This is a genomic window from Amycolatopsis sp. WQ 127309 (genome assembly GCF_023023025.1).
GTDB lineage: Bacteria > Actinomycetota > Actinomycetes > Mycobacteriales > Pseudonocardiaceae > Amycolatopsis.
Window position 1 is genome coordinate 6,374,491 of sequence record NZ_CP095481.1, and the last position, 21,004, is coordinate 6,395,494.

At 70.1% G+C, this 21,004-nt stretch carries 21 protein-coding genes and 2 pseudogenes; 12 read left to right on the plus strand and 11 right to left on the minus strand.

The annotated features are described in order from the left end of the window. Nucleotides 1-142: 142 nt before the first annotated feature. On the plus strand, nucleotides 143-307 hold the full coding sequence (locus MUY22_RS29135; protein WP_247049795.1) for a hypothetical protein: 165 nt from the start codon (nucleotides 143-145) through the stop codon (nucleotides 305-307). A 3-nt stretch (nucleotides 308-310) separates the two neighbouring features. On the opposite strand, the gene MUY22_RS29140 is transcribed toward MUY22_RS29135, so the two are convergent. After that, the gene (locus tag MUY22_RS29140) at nucleotides 311-1,990 is read right to left on the minus strand and encodes an SIR2 family protein (protein WP_247049797.1); all 1,680 of its coding nucleotides are present in this window, start codon (nucleotides 1,988-1,990) and stop codon (nucleotides 311-313) included. Between the two features lie 168 nt (nucleotides 1,991-2,158). Beyond that, nucleotides 2,159-3,034 carry an SAM-dependent methyltransferase gene (locus MUY22_RS29145; RefSeq protein ID WP_247049799.1) on the minus strand — a complete coding sequence of 292 codons (876 nt, stop codon included), beginning with the start codon at nucleotides 3,032-3,034 and terminating at the stop codon, nucleotides 2,159-2,161. A 609-nt stretch (nucleotides 3,035-3,643) separates the two neighbouring features. On the opposite strand from MUY22_RS29145, the gene MUY22_RS29150 reads away from it, so the two are divergent. The 8 genes and pseudogenes from MUY22_RS29150 to MUY22_RS29185 all read left to right on the plus strand — a co-directional run bounded on the left by MUY22_RS29150 (nucleotide 3,644) and on the right by MUY22_RS29185 (nucleotide 9,220). After that, nucleotides 3,644-6,073 carry an ATP-binding protein gene (locus tag MUY22_RS29150; RefSeq protein WP_247049801.1) on the plus strand — a complete coding sequence of 810 codons (2,430 nt, stop codon included), beginning with the start codon at nucleotides 3,644-3,646 and terminating at the stop codon, nucleotides 6,071-6,073. A gap of 5 nt (nucleotides 6,074-6,078) precedes the next feature. Further along, nucleotides 6,079-6,585: a roadblock/LC7 domain-containing protein gene (locus MUY22_RS29155; protein ID WP_247064187.1), complete on the plus strand. Its 507-nt coding sequence runs from the start codon at nucleotides 6,079-6,081 to the stop codon at nucleotides 6,583-6,585. After that, complete coding sequence (locus MUY22_RS29160; RefSeq protein ID WP_247049803.1) at nucleotides 6,582-6,971, plus strand: DUF742 domain-containing protein; 390 nt, start codon at nucleotides 6,582-6,584, stop codon at nucleotides 6,969-6,971. Before MUY22_RS29155 ends, MUY22_RS29160 begins: the two co-directional genes overlap by 4 nt. A gap of 32 nt (nucleotides 6,972-7,003) precedes the next feature. Beyond that, nucleotides 7,004-7,780 carry an MHYT domain-containing protein gene (locus MUY22_RS29165; RefSeq protein WP_247049805.1) on the plus strand — a complete coding sequence of 259 codons (777 nt, stop codon included), beginning with the start codon at nucleotides 7,004-7,006 and terminating at the stop codon, nucleotides 7,778-7,780. Between the two features lie 171 nt (nucleotides 7,781-7,951). Then, nucleotides 7,952-8,188 (plus strand): hypothetical protein, encoded by a 237-nt coding sequence (locus MUY22_RS29170; protein ID WP_247049806.1) that lies wholly within the window; start codon nucleotides 7,952-7,954, stop codon nucleotides 8,186-8,188. Continuing rightward, nucleotides 8,187-8,460 (plus strand): annotated as a pseudogene (locus MUY22_RS29175) (PadR family transcriptional regulator); the annotation flags it as partial. The gene MUY22_RS29170 and the pseudogene MUY22_RS29175, both read left to right, overlap by 2 nt. Before the next feature lie 74 nt (nucleotides 8,461-8,534). Beyond that, nucleotides 8,535-8,810: pseudogene (locus tag MUY22_RS29180) on the plus strand (ATP-binding cassette domain-containing protein); the annotation flags it as partial. Beyond that, on the plus strand, nucleotides 8,807-9,220 hold the full coding sequence (locus MUY22_RS29185; protein WP_247049808.1) for a hypothetical protein: 414 nt from the start codon (nucleotides 8,807-8,809) through the stop codon (nucleotides 9,218-9,220). The pseudogene MUY22_RS29180 and the gene MUY22_RS29185, both read left to right, overlap by 4 nt. A gap of 814 nt (nucleotides 9,221-10,034) precedes the next feature. Here the strand turns inward: MUY22_RS29185 and MUY22_RS29190 are convergent. From MUY22_RS29190 to MUY22_RS29200, 3 genes are all read right to left on the minus strand, one after another. After that, the gene (locus MUY22_RS29190; protein WP_247049810.1) at nucleotides 10,035-10,298 is read right to left on the minus strand and encodes a hypothetical protein; all 264 of its coding nucleotides are present in this window, start codon (nucleotides 10,296-10,298) and stop codon (nucleotides 10,035-10,037) included. A gap of 81 nt (nucleotides 10,299-10,379) precedes the next feature. Next, nucleotides 10,380-10,868: a tyrosine-type recombinase/integrase gene (locus tag MUY22_RS49780; protein ID WP_371827497.1), complete on the minus strand. Its 489-nt coding sequence runs from the start codon at nucleotides 10,866-10,868 to the stop codon at nucleotides 10,380-10,382. 233 nt (nucleotides 10,869-11,101) lie between these two features. Further along, on the minus strand, nucleotides 11,102-11,572 hold the full coding sequence (locus MUY22_RS29200; RefSeq protein ID WP_247049814.1) for a peptidase inhibitor family I36 protein: 471 nt from the start codon (nucleotides 11,570-11,572) through the stop codon (nucleotides 11,102-11,104). Nucleotides 11,573-11,991: 419 nt separating this feature from the next. On the opposite strand from MUY22_RS29200, the gene MUY22_RS29205 reads away from it, so the two are divergent. Then, a complete protein-coding gene (locus MUY22_RS29205; RefSeq protein ID WP_247049815.1) occupies nucleotides 11,992-14,880 on the plus strand; it encodes an AfsR/SARP family transcriptional regulator in 2,889 nt (962 codons plus the stop codon). A gap of 138 nt (nucleotides 14,881-15,018) precedes the next feature. Here MUY22_RS29205 and MUY22_RS29210 read toward each other — a convergent pair whose 3' ends face one another. From MUY22_RS29210 to MUY22_RS29235, 6 genes are all read right to left on the minus strand, one after another. Continuing rightward, entirely contained in the window at nucleotides 15,019-15,540 is a 522-nt protein-coding gene (locus MUY22_RS29210) for a hypothetical protein (protein WP_247049817.1), read from the minus strand. 65 nt (nucleotides 15,541-15,605) lie between these two features. Next, nucleotides 15,606-16,382 (minus strand): SDR family NAD(P)-dependent oxidoreductase, encoded by a 777-nt coding sequence (locus tag MUY22_RS29215; protein WP_247049819.1) that lies wholly within the window; start codon nucleotides 16,380-16,382, stop codon nucleotides 15,606-15,608. A gap of 77 nt (nucleotides 16,383-16,459) precedes the next feature. Continuing rightward, nucleotides 16,460-17,032: a TetR/AcrR family transcriptional regulator gene (locus tag MUY22_RS29220; protein ID WP_247049821.1), complete on the minus strand. Its 573-nt coding sequence runs from the start codon at nucleotides 17,030-17,032 to the stop codon at nucleotides 16,460-16,462. 106 nt (nucleotides 17,033-17,138) lie between these two features. Then, nucleotides 17,139-17,795 (minus strand): hypothetical protein, encoded by a 657-nt coding sequence (locus MUY22_RS29225; protein ID WP_247049823.1) that lies wholly within the window; start codon nucleotides 17,793-17,795, stop codon nucleotides 17,139-17,141. 68 nt (nucleotides 17,796-17,863) lie between these two features. Continuing rightward, nucleotides 17,864-18,058, minus strand: a complete 195-nt coding sequence (locus tag MUY22_RS29230) for a hypothetical protein (protein ID WP_247049825.1) — start codon at nucleotides 18,056-18,058, stop codon at nucleotides 17,864-17,866. Next, nucleotides 18,055-18,801: a GAF and ANTAR domain-containing protein gene (locus MUY22_RS29235; protein WP_247049827.1), complete on the minus strand. Its 747-nt coding sequence runs from the start codon at nucleotides 18,799-18,801 to the stop codon at nucleotides 18,055-18,057. Before MUY22_RS29235 ends, MUY22_RS29230 begins: the two co-directional genes overlap by 4 nt. Nucleotides 18,802-19,118: 317 nt before the next feature. Here MUY22_RS29235 and MUY22_RS29240 point away from each other — a divergent pair, with 317 nt between their 5' ends. Continuing rightward, nucleotides 19,119-20,351: a 2-isopropylmalate synthase gene (locus MUY22_RS29240; protein ID WP_247049829.1), complete on the plus strand. Its 1,233-nt coding sequence runs from the start codon at nucleotides 19,119-19,121 to the stop codon at nucleotides 20,349-20,351. Continuing rightward, nucleotides 20,348-20,998, plus strand: coding sequence for a hypothetical protein (locus MUY22_RS29245; protein WP_247049831.1), 651 nt, complete (start codon nucleotides 20,348-20,350; stop codon nucleotides 20,996-20,998). Before MUY22_RS29240 ends, MUY22_RS29245 begins: the two co-directional genes overlap by 4 nt. Nucleotides 20,999-21,004 lie beyond the last annotated feature (6 nt).

The window sequence follows — 21,004 nt, forward strand, 5'->3', positions numbered from 1 at the left end:
AGGGGTGATCGCATGAGCGCCTGGACGGATTCGTCCCCCGGTCGGCGTAACCTGGGAAGCGGTTCGAGCTTTTCTCCAGGGCGTTGTGTCATCGTTCCCGCAGAGGAATCCCGTACGCGGCGCGAAAGGGTGTGCTGACGCCATGAGCACGGATGCAGCGGCCTGCGCGCCGGAAGCCTCGCCGACGTCGAGCCCGGGTGAACCGATCATCGGCCAGTCGCCGCGGCGCAAGGTCGGGAGTTCCGTCTACGTGACCGTGCCCGGCCCGGTGCCGGTGATCAAGGCCAAGCCGCACAAGAAGAAGTAGCGCTCAGCCGAGGTCCATGGCGTGCTCCGCGGCCCGCTGGAGGCTGACGAGCAGATGGTTGTAGCGCTCGGAATCCAGTTTGCTGATCAGTGACAGGTGCTCGGGCGGCACTTCTTCGCCGTTGGCCTTGATGACGTAGGTCGAATTCAACGTGATCGCGCCGACCGAGAGGATGTCCGCGGCGTCGGGCCCGATCATTTTCTCGCTCCCGGTTCCCGAAACGAGAATGGGTGCCGCGAGAATGCCGCGCCAGATCTGCGCGATCGGTGACGGGCTGAGGTTGGCCGCCTGGAGGTTTCCGGTGAACACCGCCTGGGCCGCGGCGAAGTCGGAACCCCGGTCGATGGTCACGTGGTGCCGCAGCGACCATTCTTCGCGGTGCGTGTAGACGGAGGTGCCGACGAGGTTGATGGTGTAGCGGCGCCGGCCGTTCTCCTGCAGCCGGCTGCGCAGCCACAGGAAGAGCCCGAAGTTCTCGCCCGCGTTGCCGCCGAGGACGTGGTCGTCGTACTCGAGGGAGAGCTTTTCGAGGACGTCCAGCGGGCCGCCGGGGATGCTGAGGGCGTCGTGCAGTTTCGTGGTCAGGTCCTCCGCGGCCTGACCGGCCGGGATCTCGGCGTCCGGCTCGCAGCCGACGGCCGTGTAGCAGTCGTCCAGGGCCTTGGCGAAGCGCCGGTTGTAGACCAGGGAGTCCTCGACCTCGTCCTCCGGCCGGTACCGCTCGGGCTCCACGACGGCGAGGGCGAGGTCGGAGATCGCCTGGTTGAGCTGCGAGTACGACTTCAGGAAGATGGGTTTGAGGCCCAGCGTCTGCTCGAGGTAGCGAGCGGAGTTGATGGCGTAGGCCGCGGCGCGGGTCGGGGAGACGTTCTTCACCGCCGGCGGCACGACGAGGGAGAACCGCAGCGAATTCGTGGGCGCGCTTCCGTAGAGCGGGCCCACGAGGTTCGGGTCGGACATGCTCAACCCGATGAAGATCGTGCAGGAGTCCTTGATCGAATCGGTGAGGATCGCCCGGACTTCCGCGCCGTACTTGAGGAACTGGGATTCGGTGAGGATGATCGGTTCTTCGGGGTTGCGCGCCTGCCGGACCAGGCCGTGCAGGTGCAGCACGCCGATGTGGCCGGCTTTCTTGTTCCACGCCGCCCAGTCCTTCTTGCCGCCGGGCCGGATCGAGAACGCTTTGACGTCGGCTTCGGCGAAATAGGCCAGGAGCGCTTCTTCGAGGATGATGTCGAAGTTCGTGGTGAGCAGGCGGCAGTCGGTGCGCCGGGTGTAGGCCAGCCGGGCGATCGACTGCGCCAGCAGCCCGGGGGTCACCCGCAGGTCCCGCTGGTAGAGCGCGTCCCGGATCACCTCGTGGTCCTGGATGTTGCGGTTCGCGTCCTTGATGAGCTGCAGCACGATCTCGGCCTTGCGCATCAGGTCGGACCGGTCGGCCAGCGCGATCGTGCGGATGTCCTCGTCGTCGATCGCTTCGGTCATCTTCGCGATCAGCGAAGGCCAGGAGGGCAGGCTCGAGTTCATCGAGACGCCCGCGCCGACCACGATGGTCAGCGGGCGGGTGCGGTCGCGCACCGCTTCGAACAGCTCGGTGAGGTACGGCTGCGTTTCGAAAGAAAACGTGTCCCCTTTGTCGAACGCGCTGGCGTCGACGATTTTGGACCGGAATCTCTCTGGCATGCATGACCTCGTGCGTTCCGCGGTGACCGTGGTGTCATCTTGGCACCCGTGCTCCGGCACGGTCGGGTGCGGCACCGAATTTGTTACGCGGCCCGAAGAGATCACGCTGATGGCCGAGTGGTCGTCACTCGGAGTTCGCGGAATGTGTCAGTCTTTTGTCAATAACGGCTACTGCGAATACGGCAGGTCGGCGCGGATGAGTTCCGCCTTCGCCATCGTATCGTTGAGGTAGGCCGGCAGGGGACGGCGGAAGCGGGTGGCGAGCGCGTCGGCGATGTCGGTGGTGACGCGCCAGCCCTGGCCGTCCAGCCAGGCCGCCGGGTCGCGGCGCGGCTCGGTGTTGAGCAGGCCCGCCATGCTGATGCCCAGGCGTTCGGCGGCCTGCATCGCCTCCATGCTCCGGTTCATGCCCTCGACGTCGCCGCCCGGGACCTGCTCGACGCCGAACCGGCTGCCCGGCGCGGAACGGGCGTGGACCACCTCGAACAGCTCCTCCTCGGCCCGCGCGGGCAGGTACGGCAGGAGTCCCTCGGCGAGCCAGACCGTCGGGCGGGTGCGGTCGAAGCCCGCCTGCTCCAGCGCGGCCGGCCAGTCGTGGCGCAGGTCCGCCGCGACCGGGTGGCGGTGGCAGTGAGGCAGCGCGCCGAGGTCGTCGAGGACCTGCTGCTTGAACGCCAGGACCCGCGGCTGGTCGACTTCGAAGACGTCGCGGCCGTCGAGGTCCAGGCGGTAGGCGCGGGCGTCGAGGCCGGCGGCGAGGATGACCACCTGCGGGGCGTCGGACGTGACGACCACTTCGTCGAAGAAGCGGGAGCGCAGGCCCATGTAGACGGCCATCGAGCTCCACATCTCGTCGCCGTCCACGTCGGCCGGGCCGGTCGGCAGGGGCTTGGGCGGGTTCGCCGCGCGGACGAACTCGGCCGCGAACGGGTCGTCGACGAGGCCGCCGGCCGAACCCGTCGCGATCGCCCGCGCGGACGCGACCGCGAGCGCGGTCAGGCCGACGCTGGTGACGATGTCCCACTGCTGGTGCGTCCCGCTCATCCGTGACCCTCCCGAAGATCGCTGCGTCCCTCCAGCATGACACTGCGCGACCGATCGGGTGCGTGCCGTGAGTGGTTTGCCCGGAATCAGGGTGTGTGGTGTGCGTCACGGGCTGTGATGTTCGAGAGTGTGCGACGCACTCGCGGTGCGTGCCGGAAATTAATAACGAACAATGCTCGGTGCTCTTTGTCAAATTGTGCCGATGTCGCGACTGTGTAACGGTTGTGGGTAATTCTGCCGACGCCGGAAAAGATCCCTTCGGGCACATCGTGAGCCAGCCTAAGTAAGGCGCGGAGCTGCGCGAACCTGCTTGTACGGTGTGCAAGGCGGAGTCGGCGGGACACGATGCGTGATATGTGCGGGCGTGTCGGAAAGAATTCGCGCCGAGCTGTCGAAAATGTCGGTGTCGGGCTTGACAGGGGCGTCGGAGTTGATGTTCTCTGCAACCCGGCTCGGTCACGCCACGTCAATGGGAAAGCCGCAATTTCACCGGTTCGGGTGCCGGTGTCCAAGATCGTTCGAGACGGTGCGTGATCGGCCCTGGGGTGATCTCGTCCTGTCCGGGTTCGACGTCAGCCGCGCGTCGGCTGGGAATCGAGCGGTTCCACCATGCTTGAACGAGGGTCCACGCCACGCCGGCCGGCCGACGCCCCGTGGTGGCCGGCGCACTGGAGCGTCCGCACCAAGATCAGCGTCGTCCTGCTGCTGCCCGTCCTGGTCGCCGTCGCGCTGGCGGTGGTCCGGATCCAGGGTGAGCTCGACCGGGCCACCACGCTCAGCGCGGCGCGCGACCGGCTGCCGGTCCTGCACGACACGATCGACCTGACGGCGTCGCTGAGCCAGGAGATGGTCGCCGCCGTCGCGGTACCGGGCGGGGCGCCCAACACGCTGACCACCGCGGTGGACGCGAAAGTGGCCGCCATCCAGCGTGAAACCGGTTTCGCGCCGCTGCCCGCGGACACCGGCCGCTCGCTGAACACCGCGCTCGGCAAGCTCGCCGGGATCCGCGCCGCCGGCGCCGCGAACGGTGACGTGCGCACCAAGGCCGCGGGGTACAACGACATCATCGCCTCGCTCGGCGACCTCGTGCCCGCCCTCGTCCCGGCCGACGTCGGCAGCGACACCGCCGTCGCCGCGGACACCGCCCGGCTGCTGGTGCACCTGCGGGCCGAGCTGGCGACCGAGGAGACGTACGTGCGGGCGGCGCAGGCCAGCCCGGACGACGCGACCCTGCGCCCGGCGGCCGTGCTGACCGCCGCCGAGCAGACGGTGCTCGGCGAGCAGGCCGGCCGTCAGCTGACCGGCGCCCTGCGGACCCGGTTCACCGCCGCGACCAGCCCCGCCGCGAACCGGCTCGGCACGCTGCAGGACCCCGAGAGCACCGGGACGGCGGCCCTGTCGTCCTTCCTCCCGTCCATCACCGCGGAAGTCCCCGGGGTGACCGGCGTGCTGAACGACGTCGCGACGCAGCTGGCCGACAACGTGTCGTCGGCGGCCGACCGCGCCCGCGCCGACTCCCTGCGCGACACGGCGCTGGTCCTGGGCGCACTGCTCGCCGCGCTCGCCGTCGCCCTGCTGGTCGTGCGGTCACTCGTCGGGCCGGTGCGCCGGCTGCGCGCGGCGGCCCTGCACGCCGCCCACGAGCAGCTGCCGGAGACCGTCCGGCAGGTCCGCGACGGCAAGGAGGTCGACTGGCGCGCCGTGCCGGCCGTGCCGGTCCAGACCGAGGAGGAGATCGGGCAGCTGGCCCGCGCCTTCGACGACATGCACCGCCAGGCCGTCCGCCTCGCCGTCGAGCAGGCCGAGCTGCGCAAGCAGGTCAGCGAGATGTTCATGACGCTGTCGCGGCGCAGCCAGTCGCTGGTCGAGCAGCAGCTGTCGATCATCGAAGACCTCGAGTCGGGGGAGCAGAACCCGGCCCGCCTCGAAGAGCTGTTCCGGATCGACCACATCGCCACCCGGCTGCGCCGCAACGGCGAGAACCTGCACGTGCTCGCCGGTGGCCGGCCGGTCCGCCAGGGCCGCGAGCCGGTGCCCACGCGCGACCTGCTGCGGGCCGCGACGTCCGAGGTCAAGGACTACCGGCGGGTGGCGATGGGCAACGCGCCGCGCAGCTCGGTGCAGCCCGAGGCGGCCGCGGACGTGGTGCACATCCTCGCCGAGCTGCTGGAGAACGCGACGCGGTTCTCGCCGCCGGAGCACAAGGTGGCGCTGACCGCCGACCGCGGCGCCGACGGCGGCCTGCTCATCGAGGTCGTCGACCAGGGCCTGGGCATGACGCCGCAGGAGATCACGTCGGTCAACGAGCGGCTCGCCGCCGCGGGGTCCGTCGGTCCCGAGACGACGCGGCGGATGGGCCTGTTCGTGGTCGGCCGGCTCGCCTCGCTGCACGGCGTCACGGTGCGGCTGCGCCCGACCGGCCCGAGCGGCCGGCACCGGGGCGTCACCGCCAGCGTGCACGTGCCGGGCGCGCTGATCCTCGCCGACCTGGCCCGGCCGATCGGCGCCGGCAGGCAGGCGGAGCCGGTCATGCGCCGCAACGGGTCCTCCCGGCCGGTCCTGGTGCCGCCGCAGGCGCCGACGCCGATCTTCGAACAGGTCGTCACGAGCTGGTTCACCGAGCCGATCGAACCCCTGCCCGGCCTGCCGGCCGCCCCGGTACCGCCGCCGGCCCCCGCTGCTCCCGCCCCGGCGCCCGCGCCGCCCCCGGCGGCCGTGACGCCGAAACCGAAGCCGAAACCGGCCGCGGAGTGGGCGACCCCGGCGGCGGAGCACGCGCGGCACGCCGCGGAAGAAGCTCTCGAACCGGCGGCGGCGCCGAAGCTGACCGACGCCGGGTTGCCGACCCGGCGGCCCGGCGCGCAGCTCGCGCCCGGCGCGGTCGTCCCGCGGGTGCGTGAAGATCCCGGCGGCGGGTTCCGGGACGCCTCCGCCGTCCGGAACAGCCTGTCCCGGCACTACCAGGGAATGCGCGCGGCGCGACAGCAGACCGCGACACGCGCCGAAGAATCCGGAAAGGACGAAGTGGATCCGCGATGACGGAACTGCCCGAGGTTCACCAGCGGCGCGCCCCCGGCGCCGAGGCCGCGAGCCGCACGTTGAGCGGCACCCTGGGGGTGTTCCCCGGTTCGCCGCCGCCACCCGAGCGCACGGCCACGCTGAACTGGCTGGTCAACGGGTTCGTGCAGGACGTCTCGGGCGTGGCGCACGCCGTGCTGGTGTCCGCCGACGGACTGCTCGTCGCGGCCGACGAGACGCTGCCGCGCGAACGGGCGGACCAGCTGGCGGCCATCGCGGCCGGGTTGCACAGCCTGTCGCTCGGCACCGCGGAGCTGTTCACGGCGGGCCGGGTGGTGCAGTCGGTCATCGAGATGGAGCAGGGGTTCCTGCTGCTGATGAGCGTCGGCGACGGCTCCAACCTGGTCGTGCTGGCCACGACCAGCTGTGACATCGGGCTCGTCGGTTACGAGATGACGATGCTGGTCGAGCGGGTCGGGCAGAAGGTGGACGTGCCCGCGCGTGAGATGCCGGTGGCTCAGGACCGCCTGTGACGGAGTACCCGCCGTTCGGCCCGGCCGGAGAGGAGCCGCGCCACGCCCCGTCGCTCGCGCGGCCCTACTCCTGGACCGAGGGCCGGACGGCGCCGGTGGTCGAGATCGCCGTCGAGGCACTCGTGGAGACGACGGCCGCCGGCCGGACCGAGGCCTACCACTCGACGAGTGCGCTGGCCCAGGTCATGGAGCTGTGCGCCCGCCCCCGGTCGCTGATGGAGATCGCCGCGCTGCTGGTGCTGCCGCTCGGCGTGGTCCGCGTGCTCGTCGCGGACCTGATGGAGGACGGCCTGGTCATCGTCCGCGACACCCTTTCGGACACGTCGTCCTGGGGCGAGCGCCACGACCTGATGGAACGCGTGCTGCACGGCTTGAAGGATCTTTGACCCCGGCCGTGCCCCGGAGGAAGGACTGACCCATGGACCACGCGGAGAACTTCGCGCTGGGGCGCTGGCTGCTCGTGCTCGCCTACCTCACCTCGGTGGTCGGCTGCGTGCTTGGCCTCGCCTGCGCCGTGCAGGCCCGGCACGCCGCGGACCCGCGTCACCGCCTGCGGTGGCTGGTCCTGGCGGCGGTGTCGATCGGCGGTGTCGGCATCTGGCTGATGCACTTCGTCGCCATGCTCGGGTTCAGCACGCCGGGCATGCCGGTGCGCTACGACGTCTTCCGCACCGTGCTGTCGGCGCTGCTGGCGGTCGCGGCGGTGTTCGTCGGGCTGCTGGTGGCGGGCAGCCAGGCCCGGATCGGCTGGCGGCTGCTGCTCGGCGGCCTGATCACCGGGCTCGCGGTCAACGTCATGCACTACACGGGCATGTCGGCCCTGCGGGTGAAGGGCGGCTTCACCTACGACACGCCGCTGGTGGTGCTGTCGGTGGTGATCGCCGTGGTCGCCGCGACGGCCGCGCTCTGGTTCGCGATCGTCCTGAACCGCCTGGTGCTGCGCGTGGCCGCCGGGTTCGTGATGGCCGTCGCCGTGACCGGCATGCACTACACGGGCATGGCCGCGGTGCGGATGCAGATGGACATGTCCGCCCCGGACCCGGCGGGCACCGAGGTGTTCTCGTTCCTGTTCCCGGTGTTCGTCCTCGCGGCGATCGCGATGGCGGTGCCGCTGTGCGCCGTCCTGATCGCGCCGGCCGTCGGGACCGCCGCCGAGCGGCCCGCCAAGGCGGAGGAAGCCCTGGTAGCCCGCTGACCTGCGCGTTGCAGGTCAGCGCAAGGAATCCGCACGGTCCTCGCGGCAGCCTGACCCGGCGCTCCGATCCGCGGAGCCGGGAACGGGGAGGTTTCCGATGGGCCGAGCACGAGGGATGAGCAGGGCGCCGAGCCGGGCCCCGGTCCGCTGACGCGCGAGCGACGCCGCCGCGTGCGGGGGAGGACGCTGCTGCCGGCCGTCCTGGTCGTCCTCGCCCTGGACACGCCGGTGCCGGCCGAGGCCGCGACGCCGGCTTGCGCGTGGTCCTGGCGCACGGTCTCGGTGCGCCGGATCGGGACCACGTGCGTCCCCGGCCCGCAGGGGTGCGTCCGGGCCGTCGTGACGACGACCGCGGTGTTCGACGTGGCCGCTTTCCGATCGCCGGAGGACGCCGGACGCCGTCGTTGATCGTTTCGGGCACGACCGTCAGGTCCACCACGGGCAGGTCTATCCGACCCTCGCGCGGCTGCTCGAACAGGGGCTCGTCGAGGCCGACGACGTCGAGGTCGACGGCGGGCCCGAGCGGAAGCGCGATGCGCGAGCTGACCCGGCGCAAGACCCGGGGTGACCTCGTCGACCAGCTGATCTGCGACCACGCGCCGTTCCACCTGGAGGCCGACCTCCGCTGGCTGGAACTGACCGCAGCCCGGCTCGACCAGCCGGCGAAGGAGATCGCGTGACCGGCGTCCTGCTCGAAGCCACCGATCTCCGGAAGACGTACGGCCCGACGGAGGCGCGCGCGGCGGCGAGCCTGCGGGTGCGCGCGGGTGAGGTGTCCAGCGGGCAGGGGCAGCGCGTCGCCGTGGCTCGCGCCCTGCTGACCGGCCCCCGCGTCGTCTTCGCCGACGAACCGACCGGCGCCCTCGACTCGCTCAACGGCGAACAGGTCATGCAGCTGCTGACGTCGGCGGCCCGCGAGCGGAACGCCGCGATCGTCCTGGTGACGCACGAACCCCGCGTCGCGGCCTACTCGGACCGCGAGGTCGTCGTCCGCGACGGCCGCACCCGGCAGCTCGAGGCGACCCGATGATCCGGCGCTGGTGCGACGACCCGTGGCTCGGGATGCGGCTCGCGCTCGGTGGCGGCGGGGCCCACACGGCCCTGCCCCGGCTGGCGCTCACGGCGGCCGGGGTCGGCCGCGGCGTCGCCGTCCTGCTGACCGCGACGTCGGTGCCGCACCTGCTCGGCGCCCGGGAAGACCGGGCGGCCGCGCGGGTGGGGGCCGCGGGCGCCGCGCCCGTGCCCGGAGTCGACCCGGTCTACGCCGTCAAGCTGGTGGACGAGTGCCACGGCCAGGGCCTGCAGGGCGTCCTCGTGCAGCCGACCGGGCCGCGCGCTCCCGCGTTCCCCGGGGTGGGCGTGCTGCCGAAACCCGGTGAAGTTGCTCTGACTCGACGAGGTGCGATCGGCTTGAAACCGCCACCAGCGGCCGTTGACTGAACTGGCCGACTCTGGCGCCGAACGCCCGCTCATCGGCATGTCCGGATGTGAATGCCGGACCAGTGGTACGAGCGTGCGCTCAGCTCGCGAGGACGGTTCTGGGAGACTGCCCTTCATGTGGAGGGGCAAGTCAGGCCGGGCGTCGGTGATCGCGGAGGCGATCGTCACGGTAGTTCACGAATCGGTCCTGCTCATGAGGGCGATGTCGCATCGACGGGAAAGCATGTGCGATGAGTTCTTCCCCGGTTGTGACTACCAGCAGCAGATCCATGAGTTGGCGGACATATGTGACAACCTCGTGCCCGGGTTGCGGTCGACCGGTCCACGTCGCCCTCAAGACGCGTTGCAGTTCACCTGGGACAACCGGAGTCGGTACCAACAGGAGTGGATCCGTCACTGCCTCGCCGCACGCGGGCTCCGTGTCGAAGATCTGATCTCGACGGCACCTGGTCGGCGCCGGGTGATGCCCAGCTGAGGTAGCCGGTGCGGTCGTGGCTGACTGCACCGATCGACCGTATCTGCGTCCGCTCATCGGCTACTTTGTTGAATGGCGGTACGACCAATGCCGGGCCAGGCGCTGGCACGAGCTAGTCCACACCTCGGCACCAGCCCCGATGACGCGCAACTCCGCTACGACCCCGGAACACCATCGCCGACAGCCACTGACACTGATCGAGCCCCCTCGCAGCCGAGCGGCTTCCTGCCCACGGCCGATACCGTGCCGGCAGCACCAGCACCCGATCGACTATGCAGAGGCCGCACAATGTCCTATTCGCCAGCTCACCACGCCGTCGAACACGAAGACCTGCCCCAGCTACGAGACCTGCTCGACGCTGGTCACGATGTCGAAGACGACTGCGGGGACGGCTGGACCCTTTTGCGCCACGCCATTGACGTCGAACACGATGGTCATGTTCAGACTGGCGAGCCACTCCACGCCGATACCACCGCGTTCCTGCTTGCCCGCGGAGCCGACCCGTTGCGGCGCTGCAACGGCATGCCTGTTGTCGAAGAAGCAGAAATCCGCGGGCATTGGCTGGCCGCCGAAATCATGCGCAGCTGGATCAGCCGCGGACACCAGTCGACCTAGCCTCTTCAGCGCATCACAACCCACGAATATCTGCGGTTAGCTCACACGGTCATCGCCAGGTTCGTGTGGTCAGGTGCCGGAGGCCATGTAGGCGTCGGGGATGTGGTTCGGGTGTCGGTCGAGGTTCTTGCGTGCCCGGTCGTAACGCATGGTGGTGCGCGGGTCGGCGTGACGAGCGGCGATCTGCACGTCCCGCAGGTCGACTCCGGCGTCCAGCATCGTGGTGACGAAGGTGTGGCGCAGCATGTGCGGGTGCATGTGCCAGCACTGGTCAAGATCGCAGTACGAATGGCTGACATCGCCCAGGGGGACATCAGCCAAGGTCCACGCCCGCAGATCGCGGCAGACGTCGTCCCACCACGGGAAGCCGGCGATCGGCTGACCCTGGCCGTCCGTGAACCGTAGCGCTGTGCTGCTGCCGCGCGCGAAAACTCGATTTCGAAGCCGGCAGCCCGGGTGAAGAGGCCGCGGTTGCGCTCGGCAACCAGCTCCTGATCGCTCAACTCGTGCACGAATCCTCCAGCTCACTCCAGCCGCATCCTCACGTGTCGGAGACATCAACCGCAACCATGACCACTCCCAGCGGGCGACTGATCAGCGGCATGAGCGGATGTTCGACAGAGCTCGCCTCGCCCATCCGAGCTGGCCCACCTCGCTGAGAGTGTGGCGGTCACCCATCAGCGTTTGGATGTTGCGCCGTCTCAGAACAACGGCACGGTGGCGATGGTTGTGTCCGCCACCGTGCCGCGCAACGGACGAATTCCCTGGAAGGGCGCGCCCTGCCGTTCCGGTCAGCCGCAGCTGCCAGTCACCCACTGGTGTGAACGGACCTGATAAGTGCCGGCGAGGTCACCTTTCTGACCCTGCCTCGTGCATCCGACCGAGTTGTTGTAGCCGGTGTTCCGGTAGTACCTGACGCCGGCGAAACCGGACGAGGTGCCGCGGTTGTAGACCGACTTCACCTCGGCGGTGGTCGCCCAGGAACACCGAATGGCACCCGATGTCCAGTCCGGGTCGGCGACGCTCCACATGCATCGCCCACCGGTACCGCCGAAGCCGTTCCAGAAGCAGACGTTGCCGGGGCTGCAGTCCCACGGGGCGAGTGCGGCGCCGGTCTCGGCATCCCAGGTCGCCGGAGCGGGAATTCCCGAAGCAGCGACAGTCGTGCGGACCACCGACGTTACCGCGGTTTTCGCCTGTGCCGACGGCGCCGCACTGTGATCATTCGGATTAGTGCCGGCTATGCCGACCGGTCCGACCATTCCGATGCACATGGTAAGGACAAATGCTAGCAATTTCATTAATTTCTCCCTGGTGAAAGATTCCATTTGGACGCCACGAGCGTTCCGCCTTCCAACTGGTCCCGAAAATCAGCCCCGCGGGTGACCAAAGCACTAGAGTGCACGGCCATCCGTGTGAACCGCTTGCCGGTTTTCTGCATCGGCCTGGTCGGACTGCTAAGACGGAGGCGGACACGGGTTGCGCTGGAGAGGGCGGATGGTCCGGATCGGCATTGCTACTTTCGCGGGTCACCCACAGCGGGTCGAACGGCGAGCCCCCTCGTCTCCCCGTGTGTGCCGGCTGCGAGCGATCCGCGGTTTCACGATCGCACCCGGGCTGTACACGATCAGCACATCCGGCGAACATCGAGGGATAACGCGGGATCGAGCGGAGGGGTGTCGTGGAGTTCCTGCTCCTGGGGTCGGTCGACGTGCGATCGGGCGCCGAGCATCTGCGGCTGCCCTCCCAGCGGCAACGCGCTGTCCTCGCGGCCCTGCTGATGACGCCCAACGTGGTGGTGCCGCTGCAGCGGTTGGTGGAAGTCGTCTGGGGGGAAGCTGCGCCGGCGTCGGCGATGGCGAACCTGCGGACGCACGTTTCGCGGCTGCGACGGCAGCTCGCGGCGTTGGACAGCGGGCAGCGGATTCAGGCCCGGGCGGGCGGGTACCTGATCGAAACCCGGCCGGACGAGGTCGACGTCGAACGGTTCCACCGCATCGCCGGTCACGGGCATCGTGCGTTCGTGGCTGGAGACGACGCGTTGGCCGCACAGCTGCTTGGGCAGGCGTTGAGCCTGTGGCGAGGGCAACCGCTGTCCGGTCTACCCCCGACCCCGGCGATCGACGGTGAGGCCCAGCGCCTGCTCGAGGCCCGGTGGGCTGTCGTCGAGGACGACTGCCGGGCTCGGTTGAACCTCGGGGCGTGCGCCGACGTTGCCGGTGAGCTGCGCCGGCTGATCGCCGATCACCCGCTCCACGAACGGCTGTGGTCACTGCTGATGCTTGCGCTGGCCGGCGCCGGGCAGCAGGCGGCCGCGCTGGACGCTTACGGCGTCATCCGCGACCGGCTGGCCGATGAGCTGGGCGCCGAGCCAGGACCCGACTTGCGCGACACCCACTCGGCGGTCCTGCAGCAACGCGGTGTTCCCGCCACATTGCCCGTGACGCCCGCGCAGCTGCCCCGAGCGGCCACCGGGTTCCGTGGGCGTCACGCCGAACTCCTCGCGCTGGACCGGCTTTTGCTCTCCGGCGATGGTCCTCGCATCGTGGTCATCGCCGGGACTGCGGGAGCCGGCAAGTCCGAGTTGGCGACCCAGTGGGCGCACCGAGTCCGCGAGCAGTTCCCCGACGGCCAGCTCTACGCCGACCTCCACGACACGTGCGGTCCCGGCTCGGTCCTTGCGCGGTTCCTCCGGGCGCTCGGTGTCCCGGCTCAGCAGATTCCGCGCGACGTCATCGAGGCGACAACGCTGTACCGGTCGGTGCTCGCCGCGAAAAGCGTGCTCTGCCTCGTGGACAACGTCACCGACGCCGCCGAGGTTCGGCCGCTACTGCCGGCGGCTTCGAGCTGCGCGGTCGTGGTCACCAGCCGTAACCGCCTGGACGGACTGGTCGCCATCGAGGGTGCCCACCGCATCAGCTTGGACGTCTTGCCGCCGGCCGACGCTGTCGCTGTGCTCACCGCTGCTATCGGCGCAGAACGCCCGGCAGAAGAACCGACGGCCACCGCCGAACTCGCCGAGGCGTGTGCGCGGCTGCCCCTCGCGCTGCGCATCGCCGGCGCACAGATTCGGCACCGAGCCGGGCGCCGGGTGACCGACCACCTCTCCGACATGCGCAACCAGGGTGTGCTGAACAGCCTGACCGTCGACGGCGACACCAGTGCGGTCCGCGCTGCCTACGATCTGTCGTACCAGGCTCTCGACGGCGCTACCCGCCGTACGTTTCGCCTGCTCGGCCTGGTTCCCGGGGGCGACATCACGCCGGACGCTGCCGGTGCGCTGACCGGTGCGCCGACCGCAGTGATCACCCGCCAGCTGGAGCGCCTGGCTTTCGCGCACCTGGTTCGAGAGCACGCACCGAACCGCTACCGCCTGCACGACTTGCTCCGTCAGTACGCTGCCGAACGCGCCCAGACCGAAGACGACAGCGAGGCAGCGACGCGAGCGCTTCTCGGGCACTATCTCGCCTATGCCGACGCGGCGGCAGATCTCTTGTACTCGCCCATGCTGCGCCTGCCCGGGCCGCGTTCGCATCCGGATGCGTTCGCTGACCGGGATGCCGCGCGGGCATGGCTCGGGACTGAATTCCCCAATCTGGTCGCTGCGATCCGTCACGCCCACACGCGCAATGACCCCGTGTTGGTGTGCCGGCTCGTCGACGCCCTGCGTGGGTACTGCATGAATACCTGGTCTGTCGAAGGGCCAGAACTCGCCCGGATCGGGCTGGAATCGGCGAACGCTACCGGCCGGCCCGATCTGTGCGCCGTGGCGCACAACCACCTCGCGGCATCCCACGCACTCCGCTGCGACTTCCCGCCCGCGATCAGGCACTTCGAAGCCGCCTTGCACCTCTACCGAGCACTGCGGTCCCGCCGCGGCACGACCGCTGTGTTGAGCAACCTCGCCTCGCTTCACCTGACCACCGGAGACCTGGAACGTGCGACCACAGCTTTCGCGGAGGCGATCGCGCTGGAGGACGCGCCCAATCCATGTCGTCAGCTGAGCTTCGGCATCCTGCACGAACACCGTGGAGACCTGGCGAAGGCCGCGGCCATTTACAAGCAGCAGGTGGCCGATGACCCTTGCGCCCTCCTCCTGGTCGCCCGGGTCGCCGTCCGTGTCGGTGACTACGTCGCAGCGCGTCACGCCGCCGAAGAAGCTGCCGAACAGGCCCGGTGTATCAACAACCGCAGCATCGAGGCGGGTGCACTCACGGTGCTCAGTACGGTCCATGCCGGCGTCGGCAACCACGCAGGTGCGGTGCACCTCGCTGAAACCGCGATCGAGTCCGCCGCAGACCCCGCCGCCGAAGCAGCCGGGTATGCCGCCTTGGCGGCAGGCCACCTCGCGGGCAGTCAGTACCGGCTCGCGCTGCTCAACGCCCATCACGCGCTCCACCTCACCCGTCGGCTCGGTACCCGCTTCGAGGAGTGTGAGGCACTCCTGCAGTTGGCCCACATCCACCGCGCCGCCGGTACCCGGGCAGAGGCCGACCACTACTTCGGCGCGGCCCTGCGAATCGCCGAATCCCACGGCTACCGCGGCCTTGCCGGCCGCGCACTGGGGTGAGCGGCAAGACCGCAGTAGCCGTGGAGTGCTGACCCGAGCCACGGTGCCGCAGTCTCGCCAGGCGTCCGCTCTTCGGCATGTCAGTGCGTCGGCGGCAGCAGGCTGCGTCCCCGTTGTCGGTGTTCGGACCTCGCGCGATCAGTGTTCGTGGTGTCCGTATGCGGGTTGAGTCGTGGGAAGCGTTGAACGCAGTGGTCGTGCGAGTGCCTGGGTGACAGGTGCGGACAGCCCCAGCGTCGGCATCGATTGCAGTTCCGCCTCGAAACCGAGGTCGACCTCGGCGCAGCCGCAATCCAGGTACTCCTCCGCGGTGAAGCATCGGCTGGCCAGGTCCGACTCGAAGTCCGGGGGCGCGAGCCCGGCAAGGAGGCGGGTCATCGGTGCGGTGACCACGGTCGGCCGGGTACGGACGTCGTCGGCCATCAGTCGGGCGAGGAGAATCGTTGACTCGTCGCAGTTGGGAACCACGATCTCGTGCCGCTCGCACGCTGCGGCCACCAGTGGTTCGGTGTCCCACCCGTTCGCCTGCCGGCTCAGGCCGGCGAGTTCGGCGATCGCGGGATCTTCAACGCCTTCCAGCAGCAGGCTGACCGCGACGTGGTCTCGAACCGGTGGTGTCCGCAGTTGTGCCTTGTGATGGGCGAAGTGCTGAGCACCCAAGGGGGCGAGGGCCTGTACGGGCTCCGGACCGGCAAACCCGTACAGGCCTGGCCGCGCCTTGGTGGTTACTGGTTTCGGCCTGCCGTGACGCCGCCGTCGACGTCCCAGATCGCGCCGGTGACCCAGCCGGCCTGGTCGGAGAGGAGGAAGGTGGCCACGGCGGAGACGTCCTCGGTGGTGCCGATCCGGCCGATCGGGTGGAAGGCGTTGAATCCCGCCAGGACGGTGTCGACCTCGGCCGGTGGGATGAAGCCCTCGTAGATGGGGGTGGCGACCACGGCCGGGGAGATGGCGTTGACCCGGATCTTGTGGGCGGCCAGCTCCAGGGCGAGGTGCTGGGTCAGGGCGTGCAGGCCGGCCTTGGCCATCGAGTACGCCGATGACGGGGTCGCGGCGATGGCCTGCTTCGCCCACATGCTGCCGATGTTGACGATGGCGCCGCCGCGGCCGCTGGTCACCATGTTCTGCGCCACGGTCTGGGTGATCAGGAAGGTGGCCTTGTTCAGGTCCAGGTAGGCGTCGTAGTCGGCGGGGGTGTGTTCGAGGAACGGCAGCGGCCTGAACACGCCTGCCGCGTTGACCAGCAACGTCGCGTCGGCGTGCCGGCCGGCCAGTTCCTCGCGCACCCGCGTCACCTCGGCGGGATCGCGCAGGTCGGCGGTGATGCCCCAGGCCTGTCCGTGGGTGGCCAGGTCGGCCACGGTCTTCTCGACCCGCTCGGGGCGGGAACCGATGACGACCGCGCTGCCGCCGCGGGTGACGACGTCCTCGGCGATCTGACGGCCCATGCCGCTGCTGCCGCCGACTACGACGAGCTTGCGACCGGTGAAGTCCTGTCCCATGGTGGTTCTCCTCATCTGACTACCTACTAGTTGGAAGGTTGAGTGGTCATGCGAAAAGGCGTCGTGGTGCTGCGGTTTCAGAGCAGGGCGTCGACCAAGGTCGCCGCCACCGACCGGACCACGTCCGGGTCCCGTCCGGCGGCGCCGTCCGGCTGCCCGTGGGCGCGGGCCAGGAGCAGTGCCCCCTCCAGGGACGCCAGGTAAGCCTCGGCCGCCGCGCCGGTCCGGGTGGCGGGCATGCCCGCCTCGGCCAGCACGCCGGCCACCCATTGCCGCTGATCGGCGAAGAACGCGTCCGTCGCCTGCCGGACCTGAACGGGCAGGCTCTCCGCATCCACGGCGAAGACGCCGCAGAGGCAGATGCGGCCGCCTTGGGCAAAGGTCTCGGCGTACAGCCCGGCGTAACCCACCAGGCGCTGCCGTGCGCCCGCCGCGTCGTCGTCGACTTCCTTCCGCGCTACGGCGAACCGTTCCCGATAACGCGCGATCAGCGCCTCGGCCAGTGCGGCTTTGGTGGGGAAGTGGTGGTGGATGCTCGGCTTCGTGATGGACAGCTCGGCACTGATGTCGGCGTAGGAGAAGCCGTTGTACCCCCGAACCTGCACCAGCGTCTGAGCGCTGTCCAGGATCCGATCCGCTGTCGTGGTCACGCGACTATTTCTACCTTCTAGTTGGTAGGCAGTCAAGAGTGACCAATCAGCAGGACGTGGGGAGGTTGTCGGGGCGGGTGCGAACGGGCACGGTGGTGATCACCGGTCAGCGGATCGGGTAGCCGGTTGCGGCTACGCGATCCGCGACGGCCGCCAGGGTGGTGGTGGAGTTGAGCGCGGTCACGACGTTCGCGGTCAGCGGGTGCCCGGTGTAAAAGTGGCGCACCGCGTCGAGGTCGATCGGCCGTTCGTAGTAGGCCTGCGCCCACTCCCGGAACGCCTCGGGTGTGCCGTCGGTCAGCAGGGCGAACAGCCAGTCGGCACCGTCGTCGCCCATGTCGGGGAACGCGATGACGCCGTGCTGCCAGACGGTGTCGCCGTGCTCACGCCACAGGCAGACCGTGACGTACGGCGTGCCGTACTCGTCGGAGAACGCCGGTTCCGCCACACACTTCCGGAACACGTCGGGCACGGCGTCGAGAACACCGGGCCACGGTTCCTCGTCGTCGGTGGCGTTGGGACTCATCGGCGACTCGTGGTCGAAACCGCGCACGTACGCCCCCGCGGCCGTGAACACGACGGAGTATTCGTTGCCCGCGCCGTCCCGCATGGACGCCAGCTCCTCGCCAGGCGCCCAGGCGGTGTCGTAGAGGTGGTACCGGTCTTCGCTGCCGGGGCTCAGCACGACGTCCAACGCGGCCAGCGCACGGCACAGCGCGCGCAGGTCGGGGACGGCGGGCAGGTGACGAGCAAGGTCGTACACGGTCACAGCGATATCCAAGCAGACAGCCCGAATGTGCCGGGGCACAGACGGAAGCAGGGACAGCGCGGTTACGCGGTCAGGTTGTCGGCGGCGAGGGCGACGGTGCAGCCGCGCGGCCCGTCGGCCTGCTTGCTGGGGACGTTCTCGTCGATGGAGACGATGACTGCCGGGTAGATGGTCTCGACGGTGATCGGCTCCCAGTGGTTTCCGGTGGCGTGACCGGGCGTTCGAGCGCGGCGATAAGCGGGCGACTGTGCGCTCAAGGGCGGTTCGGGGCGGCCAAGGCGGTGGTGAGGAAGTCCTGGGCGACTTCGCGCAGCTTCAGGTTCTTCTCCTGGGACGCCTTGACCAGCAGGTCGAAGGCGTCGTCGGCCGGGATTTGGTGTAGGGCCATCAAGATGCCCTTCGCCTGGTCGATCACCGCCCGGGAGGTCAGTGCGGTGCGGAGCTGTTCCATCGTCTCGCGGGCCGTCTGGTGTCGGCGGGTGCTGCGCAGCGCCGCTTCGGCGGCGGTGGTGTAGAGCGCCAGCAGGGCTCCGTCGAGCGCGCCGAAGCTGTTGCCGCCGGTGTCGTACAGGTTGAGCGAACCGTGGTACTCGCGGTCGATGAACAGCGGCGCGGACAGGTAGCCGAGCACCGCGGACTCGGCCGCGGCCGCGGCGAACTCGGGCCACTGCTGCGCTGCTTCGGTCACCTTGACCCGCTGGAGCTCGCCGGTCCGGGCGGCCTCCAGGCAGGGGCCTTGCCCGGCGTCGTACTGGGCCTGGTCGATGTGGTGCGCGCTGTCACCGGTCGACGCCGCGGTGTAGGGGTTGCCCTCGCGCAGCAGGGTGATGCTGGCGAGTTCCGCGTCCGGCACGGCGTGCACGACCTGCTGGCACACCCGCTGCAGGACCACCGACAGCGCTTCTTCCTCCTTGAAGGTGCCGGCCAGCCGGTCCAACGCGGTGGTGACGTCGTCCACTCGCCGTGCGGCGTCCCGCTCGTCAAGCAGGTTCTCGTCCATAGGGCGCTCCTTCGTGGGCAATGCGCTCGGTCTCGGGCGTGCGGGTACGCCGAAGACTAATCGTCCGATCGGCTGATCATCGAGCCGGGAAACGGCGGCGGTGTCACGTGATCCTCACGCGGTGGTGAGCCGTCGATCCGCCGTCCGAGGGGATTCTCGCGGCTCTTGCTCTTGCTTTGACCACTTACCGTCACCGAAGCGCGAAATGCCGGGACGCTGTGTGATCGTCGGCACTTTGACGCGGTCCGCCGCGGCCCCGTTCACTTGTCTTCGTTCCGGTGGCGCATCCGGACCGCCGGAAAGGACGAGGACGAACCATGGGCACGCCGGATCTGGTCAGGGAATCCGCGCTGGGCGGGCGGTTGGTGCTGTGGGAGGAGTCCGCCCGCGACGGCGCGCAGGGCAAAACCCTGATGAGCGGGGACTTCCGCGTCCGGCTGGCCCGCGAGCACGGCCGGGTCTTCGGTGGTGACGGGCCCCGGCACGTCGTGTTCGCGGCCGGATTCCCCGCGGTGTGCGCGGAAGAGTTCGCCGCCACCCGCCGGGTCGCGGTGGAGGCGGCCGGGTTCGTGAGTCCCGCCGCGGTCTGCCGGGCCACCCTCGACGACGTGCGGCAAGCGTGCGACGCGGTGCGGGGTGCGCCGAACGCGCGGGTGATGATCGTGGTGCCCGCGTCCGACGTGATGGCCGACGCGATGGTCCACCGCCCCGCCGTCGACGCGCTGGCCGACGCCGTCCCGCTGGTGCGGGCCGTGCGCGACGGCGATACGGGCGTCATTCCGGACGTGTGTTTCGCCGACGCGCCGCGCGCCGACCTCGACGTGCTGGCCGGCGCGGCGAACGCGCTGACCGAGGCCGGCGCCGGCGTGATCGTCGTCGCCGACACCACCGGTGACCTGCTCACCGAGCGGTGCGCCGAGCTGTTCCAGGGGCTGATCGAGCGGGTGACCGACGACGTCGTCCTGGCCTCGCACCTGCACAACGACCTCGGGCTCGGCCTGGCGAACACGCTGGCGGCGGTCCGGGCCGGCGTCCGGGTGGTGTCGAGTTCCTGGCTGGGCGTCGCGGAACGCAGCGGCATGGTCGCCACCGAGCAGATCCTGTTCCTGCTCGCCTGCCGCACCACCGAACTGCTGGGCGAGGCCGACCTCTGGCACACGGCGCCCGACCTGACCCGCATTCCCGCGATCGCCCGCGCGGTGGCGGCGGAGACGGGCCTGCCGCTGACGGTGACCACCCCGATCGTCGGCACCGGGGTCGGCACGATCTCCACCGGCACGCCGTTCGTGCGGCCGGCGACGTTCCAGCCCTTCGACCCGGCGGTGCTGGGCATCGAGCCTGCCGTGGTGCTCACCCACCTGGCCAGCGCCCGGGTGCTGCGCGCGGTCGGCGAACGGGCGGGCCTGGTGCTAGACCGCGCGGAGACGGCGGCGGCGCTGGCGTGGGTGAAGGCCGAGGCGTTCCGCCGCAACGAAGCGGTCATCCCGGTCGAGAGCCTCGTCGGGTTCGTCGACGCGTTCCGCGCGACCGCCGCGGTGCCGGCGACGTGACGGCGACCCTGACGCAGCCGGCCGCGGCCGCCGAGGCGTTGCGGGCGGGCTCGGCGGTCGTGTTCCCCAACCCGTACCCGCTGACCTCGGTGGTCGCCGCGACCGCGCCCGGCGTCGTCAACACCGCCAAGGGCCGCCCCGCGGACCAGGCCGTCGCGTTGTGGCTCGTCGACGACGAGCCCTGGTCCGAGTTCGCCGCCGCCCTCGACCTCGACGACGCCACCCGGGTGCTCGCCCGCGAGCTCCTGGTGCGCGAACGGCTGACGCTGCTGCTGCCCGTGGTGAGCGGCCGGGCGCCGGGCTGGGCGTCACCGGCCACCCGCGACGGCCACGCGCTGGTGTTCGGCGCGTGCGGGGATCCGGTGCGCCCGATCCTCACGGCCATCGGGCACCTCCACGTCAGCAGCGCCAACCGCACCGGGCACCCGCCGGCGGCCTCTGCCGCCGAGGCGCGTGCGATGTTCCCGCCGGAGGTGCACGTCCTCGAGAGCGCCGATGACTTGCCGGCGGCCGGGCGCGCGGCGACCACCACGCTGCGCGTGGGCCGGAACCGCACCCTGACGCACACCCGCCCCGGCGCTCAGGACCGCGCACACGGCGGCCCGGAGGCTTACCTCGCGCACGTGCGGGCCGGTTACGTCACCTGAGCACCC